General features: G+C 73.2%; 5 protein-coding genes. All 5 read right to left on the reverse strand.

All coding sequences use genetic code 11. The features are described from left to right. Positions 1–747 precede the first annotated feature (747 nt). The 5 genes from ABH928_RS36315 to ABH928_RS36335 all read right to left on the reverse strand — a co-directional run bounded on the left by ABH928_RS36315 (position 748) and on the right by ABH928_RS36335 (position 6,146). Complete coding sequence (locus ABH928_RS36315; protein WP_370073028.1) at positions 748–1,413, reverse strand: response regulator; 666 nt, start codon at positions 1,411–1,413, stop codon at positions 748–750. Between the two features lie 32 nt (positions 1,414–1,445). Next, positions 1,446–2,702 (reverse strand): sensor histidine kinase, encoded by a 1,257-nt coding sequence (locus ABH928_RS36320; RefSeq protein ID WP_370073025.1) that lies wholly within the window; start codon positions 2,700–2,702, stop codon positions 1,446–1,448. Positions 2,703–2,799: 97 nt separating this feature from the next. Beyond that, positions 2,800–4,014: a geranylgeranyl reductase family protein gene (locus tag ABH928_RS36325; RefSeq protein WP_370073029.1), complete on the reverse strand. Its 1,215-nt coding sequence runs from the start codon at positions 4,012–4,014 to the stop codon at positions 2,800–2,802. A gap of 119 nt (positions 4,015–4,133) precedes the next feature. After that, positions 4,134–4,916, reverse strand: a complete 783-nt coding sequence (locus ABH928_RS36330; protein WP_370073026.1) for a DUF4184 family protein — start codon at positions 4,914–4,916, stop codon at positions 4,134–4,136. An 18-nt stretch (positions 4,917–4,934) separates the two neighbouring features. Beyond that, positions 4,935–6,146 (reverse strand): NUDIX domain-containing protein, encoded by a 1,212-nt coding sequence (locus ABH928_RS36335; protein WP_370073027.1) that lies wholly within the window; start codon positions 6,144–6,146, stop codon positions 4,935–4,937. Positions 6,147–6,337: the final 191 nt, after the last annotated feature.

A 6,337-nucleotide genomic window follows, 5' to 3' on the forward strand; every position in this document is an offset into this window, starting at 1 on the left:
CTCCACCACACCGGCTGGGAACTACAGATGAAGAGCGGCCGACCCCGAGCCGTCCCACCACCCGACACCCCACCCCCACCCAACACCCGCTACCCATAGCCAACGAACCGCCGACCAGCCGCCCCACCACCCGGGAGCGGCCCACCGGCACGCCCGCTTGGGAGTGCTCCAGCCGGCCGGAGGCAGCGGCCCGCAGCGGATCGCCGACGGAGGCAAGCAGGCTGTCGTGATCGGTGCCGACCACGCTGCCCCCACCTTGGATCGGATGTCGAAGAAGTGATCAACTGTCAGCCCCGCTGGCCGCCATGCCCTGACGGGTAGTTGGGTATCGGGGCTTTCGTCGTTTCGTTGATCGTTTATTCCATCACGGGAATGATTCGTGTTGCCTCATGGACGTGCTCAGACGGAGCCCGTAGCGTCAGAAGCGGGCACTGCTATTGGTGCGCTGCACACAGCCGGGCACAGGAGCAGGCGGCAGAACTGGGCATGCCCCGTGCGGCAGTCGACCACGGGGAGATGCTGGCCGACCATATCGAGCGGGACCGTCGGGGCGAGCGTGTGCAACTTTCCAGCCCGCCCGGATCAAGGACGGCACTCGGATGGTCGGCATCTCCGACGACAAGGATCAAAACGCGCCCGTGCTGGCTTTCTCCCGCCTCGAGTTCACCATCTTCGCCGACCCGCTACCCCAAGGCCGGGTAGGTCGCTGTTCCCTCAGCGAGCGGAACCTGCGCGTGAACTCCCGCCTCAGCCCAGCCAGCCGGGCCGGACCAGGCCGGACTCGTAGGCGAGGACGACGAGTTGGGCGCGGTCGCGCGCGCCCAGCTTGACCATGGTCCGGCTGACGTGGGTCTTCGCCGTCAGCGGGCTGACGACCAGGCGGCCCGCGATCTCCTCGTTGGAGAGGCCGAGGCCGACCAGGGCCAGTACCTCGCGTTCGCGGTCGGTGAGGCGGGAGAGGGACGCGGGCTGTTCCGGCTCCTTGGAGCGGGCGGCGAACTCGGCGATCAGGCGGCGGGTGACGCCCGGTGAGAGGAGGCCGTCGCCCGCGTGGGCGGCGCGGACGGCGCGGACGAGTTCAGCCGGTTCGGTGTCCTTCACCAGGAAGCCCGCCGCACCCGAGCGCAGCGCCTCGAAGACGTACTCGTCCATCTCGAAGGTGGTCAGCACCACCACCTTGACCTCGCTCAGCTTCGGGTCCGAGCAGATCTTCCGGGTGGCGGCAAGGCCGTCCAGCCGGGGCATGCGGATGTCCATCAGCACCACGTCCGGCGCCAGCTCGCGGGCGCGTTCGACGGCCTGGAGGCCGTCGTCGGCCTCTGCGACGACGGTGATGTCGGACTGGGCGTCGAGCAGCGCCTTGAACCCCGCCCGGACCAGCTGCTGGTCGTCGGCGAGCAGCACGCGGATCATGTCGTCTCCCAGGGGATCGTGACTCGTCGTGGTCATCGGCGCGCCGTCCATCCGTTCGCTGTCCATCCGTTCGCGAGCGGCAGTTCGGCGCGGACGGTGAAGCCGCCGCCGGGTGCCGGGCCTGCCTCGACGCTGCCGCCGAGCGCGCCCACGCGTTCGCGCATGCCCGCCAGCCCGCTGCCGCTGCCTCCCGCGCGGGCACCTCCGGTGGCGGAGGTCGGGCCCGGGTCGTGGACGGTCACCGTGAGGCGCTCCGCGCTGTCGTCCAGCAACACCTCAGCGGTCCGCGCGGACGAGTGGCGGATGACGTTGGTCAGCCCCTCCTGGACGATCCGGAAGGCCGCCAGCTCGATCCCGGCGGCCAGCGCGCGGCGCAGCCCGGTCCGGGTGACGGTGACCGTCAGCCCGGCCACGCCCGCCTGGCGGACCAGGTCGCCCAGGCGGGCCAGGTCGGGCGCGGGGCTGCGGTCGGCTGGCTCGCCGGAGCGGAGCGTGCCGAGGACCTGGCGCACTTCGCCGAGCGCCTGCTTGCTGGTGTCCCGGATCGTGGTCAGCGCCGTGCGCGCCTGCTCCGGGTCGTCGTCGATCAGCTCCAGCGCCACCCCGGCCTGGACGTTGATCAGGGAGATGCTGTGCGCGAGCACGTCGTGCAGCTCGCGGGCGATGCCGAGCCGCTGCTCGTCGGCGATCCGCGCCTCGCGTTCGGCGCGGGCCGCACGCCAGTGCTGGCGTTGCTCGATCCGCGTGCGCATCAGCTCCGCAGCGGCGACCAGCAGCAGCAGCCAGGCGAGCACCCCGAGCTCGACCGGCCAGCGCAGGGATCCGGTCGCGGCGTTGACGACCACATGGGCGAGGTAGAGCGCGCCCAGGCTGATCCACGCGGCCCGTCGCCGCCCGGCCAGCACAGCGCTGACGTAGCCGATGGCGACGCTGAGCACGATCGGCCCGTACGGATAGCCGAGCAACAGGTACAGCCCCGCCACCGCCGCCGTCCCGGCGCAGACCTGCAACGGCCAGCGCCGCCTCAGCAGGAGCAGGGCGGGGCCGGCCAGCAGAAGCACGACCGCCGGCGCCGGCAGCCCTTCGTGCCAGTTCCCGCCGTGCTGGTGCCCGGCCACGGCGCGGGTGCCGAGCACCTGGATGAACGCGACGACCAACGCCAGGGCGACGACCCGCCGCGCGCCGCGGTCGCGCCTGCCGCGCGGGCCCGGCCGACCGGGCCATCCCGGCCACCCCGGCCCGTCATCAGGCATCTCGGGGCCGGGCCCCTCGCGCCAACCGGATCTCATACGTGCACCGTAGGCCAGATCCCCCGCCCGTTGCGTCACCTCACTGAGGTGCCGGGACGTACTCCCAGGGCAGTACGTCCGGGCACCTCCGACCTGCCTACCTCCGGGTCAGGAAGTCGATGGTGCGGCGGGAGACGCCGAGCTCGCGGGTGAGGCGGGCGAAGGTGGTGTGGCCCTGGGTGACGCGGGCGAAGGCGCGCCAGGCCGGGCGGAAGGTGAGGACGGCGGCGTGGAAGGCCTGCGGGCGGCGCTCGAAGGCCGACAGCATGCGGCGGCCGACCCGCATCTCCTGGCCCAGGTCCGCGCGGATGTCGAAGGTGTAGCCCAGGCCCTCGCGGCGGACCTCGACGCCGTTCTTCGCGCCGGCGAGCTTCGCCGCCCACTTGCCGGCCAGGCGGCCGGAACGGAGGGCGTAGGAGATGCCCTCGCGGGTCCACGGCTCCAGCAGGCCCGCCGCATCACCGGCGACCAGGACGCGGCCGCGCGAGAGCGGCGACTCGTCGGCGCGGCAGCGGGTCAGGTGGCCCGACTCGACGCTCGGGGTGAACCGGGCGAGGTCCAACTGGTCGATGAACGACGTGAGGTAGGCGCGGGTCTCCGCGCCCTTGCCGCGGGCCGCGATCACGCCGACGGTCAGGCTGTCGCCCTTGGGGAAGACCCAGCCGTACGATCCGGGCAGCGGGCCCCAGTCCAGCAGCACCCGGCCACGCCACTGCGCCGCGACGTCCGCCGGGACCGGGATCTCGGCCTCCAGGCCCAGGTCGACCTGGTCGAAGACGACGCCCACGTGCGCGCCGACCCGGCCCGCACTGCCGTCCGCGCCCACCACGGCACGGGCCTTGACGGTCCGTCCGTCCTGGAGCGTGACCAGGGCGAGCCCGGCCTCGTGTTCCTCCGGCTGGGTGACGCCGGTGACGGTGACGCCGGTGACCAGCGTCGCGCCCGCCTTCTCGGCGGCCTGGACCAGGCCGTGGTCGAACTCGTCGCGATTGATCAGGCCGAAGAGCATCCGCTTGGAACGCCGGGTGCGCTCGTAGCGGCCACCGAGCGTGAACGTGATCGCGTGGACGCGGTCCTTGAGCGGCAGGGTGAAGCCGGGCGGAAGCGCGTCGCGGGAGGGGCCGATGATGCCGCCCCCGCAGGTCTTGTAGCGGGGCGGGGCGGCCTTGTCGAGCAGCAGCACCCGGGTCGCCCCGGCCTCCGCCGCACCGTACGCGGCGGACGAGCCCGCCGGCCCCGCACCCACCACGACGACGTCCCAGACACCGCCCAGGTCGTCGGCGAGCGCCTCCGCGGCGTCGGTGACCTCCACGCCCAGAAGGGCTGGATCACCGCCGTCGAGCAGCTCGGTCGCTCCGGTGGTCAGATTCTCGTCGTTCTCGACGTTCTCATCGGCGCCGAGGCCCTGGTTCTCGCTCACGATCGGTCATATTACTGGCGCGTCCCCGCGCGGCGCGTGCCCGGTGAGCCGCTGGTGACCGCACGCAGGCCGGAGCCGACCGCCGCGGCGGCCACGACACCGACGGCCGCGCCCGCTCCGGCGCCGAAGCTGACCGACGCGACCAGGTCGTTCCCGCTGAGCGGTTCGGTCCCATGGGCACGGTCCCGGCGGAGCCGGTGCACCGCGCCGACGAGGGTGGCCGCACCGACCAGCGCCGTCGCCGCCGGGGACACCGAGGACCCCGCCTCGCGAACCGCGTCCTTCAACTGCGGTGTACGGCTCGCGGCGCGGCCCAGCACGACCAGGCCCGCCACGGACGAGACCCACTGCAACGCCTGGTAGACGGGCATCCGGCCGCCGATCCGGTGGCCGAGCGCCGGGATGTGACGCTCCCCGAAGCGCCCGTGATGGGTGAACTCGTCCCACGCCACATGGGTGAACGCGCCCACGGCCGCCGAGGCGGCGAACCACGCCGCGTCCTGCACGCAGTCGGCGGCGCACGGTTCCGCGATCCGCCCGGCGGGCTCGCGCCTGAGGCCGTACCAGGCCGCCGCGACCCCGGCGGCGATCGCCACGTTGAGCGTCGGCACCGCCCACGCACGGTGCGTCAGCCTCCCCACCGCGTACGCGCCGGGCAGCAGGCTGTCGACGAAGTACGGGACGTCCGGGGCGAGCGAGCCGGCGACCAGCCCGGAGGCGATCAGCGGCCCCTGCGGCCGGGCGGCGCGCAGCAGCGGAAGGACGGCGGCGGGGTGGCTGAAGGTGAACGGCACAGGATCATCCTGCCTGGTTCAGCCCGCCTGGTGCCGGTCCACCCGGTCCACGCGGTCCACCCGGTCGGCAAGGCGCGCGCGGTCCGAGCCGTCCGAACGGTCCAAGCGCTCGGCATGGTCCAAGCGGTCGGCATGGTCCGAATGGTCGGCATGGTCTGCGCCGGCCCCGCTGTCATCGCCGGTCCTGCGGTCCCCGCTGTCTGTGCGGTCTCCGGGCGCGCGCCCGGCCTCCAGGTAGAGCACCTCGCCCGACTCCCGGGCCGTGAGGGCGCCGCGCAGCCGGGCGAGCTTGTTCGGCGCGAGGTGGTCGGACGCGTCCGCCGCGCTGACGAAGCGCCACTGGCGTAGCTCCGCCGCCGGAAGGGTGATCCGGGCGCGGTCGGCGGCGGCGATCCGCCCGGCGTCGAACATCAGCCGCAGGCCGCCGGATCTAGGGCCACGGTGCGGCTCCCAGTCGACGGCGAGCAGGCGCAGGCTCTCCTCGGCCAGCTCCAGGCCGAGCTCCTCGAACGCCTCGCGGACGGCGGCGGCCGTCGGTGCCTCGCCGACCTCGACGACGCCGCCGGGGAACTCCCACCCGGCCTTGTAGACCGGGTCGACGAGCAGCACCCGGTCCTCCTCGTCGAAGAGCAGCACCGCGGCGGCGACCGTGTCCCCCGCTGCGATCGCGTCCTGCACGATCGGCACCCGCGCGGTGCCCGCGCGGAGCACGGCGAGGACCTGCTCGGCCGCCTGACCCGGCGTCAGTTCGGCGGTGTCCACGACGGCCGCGTCGCGGCGCAGCCAGGGCAGGGCAGCCGCATAGGCGTCGAGATGGGAGATCCGCCAGCGGCGGGCGCGGGTGTCGTCCTTGTCGGCCTCGATCCGGCTCCGCAGAACCGTTTCTTCGGCGTGCAGCACGATGTGGTGGACCTCCATCCGGCAGGAGGCGAGCGCGCCGAAGATCTCGTCGCGGTAGTCCTGGCGGTGCAGCGCCATCGGTACCAGCAGCGGGACGTCCTCGCCGAGCTGCGCCCGGAGCGCGGTGAGGGTGTCCGGGACCAGGCGTCGCCAGGCGACCAGGTCCTGGAAGTCCGTGTGACCGCGCCGCGCGTCGGCGGGCAGCAGGTCGCGCAGCAGCGCGCCGATGCCCTCGGGGTCGACGATGTGCGATCCGGGCAGCAGACGGTGCAGTTCGCGTACGGTCGTGGACTTGCCGGCGCCGAACGCGCCGTTGAGCCAGACGATCACAGGTCCCCCAGCGGAGAGGCAGCTGACCAGCCCGCATCGTACGACGGCCCCCGCGTCACCGGGTGGCGACGTGGGGGCCGTTCGTTTGTTTCAGTAACCGTGGGGGCTTGTTGGGGGTCAGCCCTTGCGGGTCTTGATCTCGTCGGTGAGCTGGGGCAGGACCTGGAAGAGGTCGCCGACGACGCCGTAGT

The sequence above is a fragment of the Streptacidiphilus sp. MAP5-3 genome, from assembly GCF_041262505.1.
GTDB lineage: Bacteria > Actinomycetota > Actinomycetes > Streptomycetales > Streptomycetaceae > Streptacidiphilus.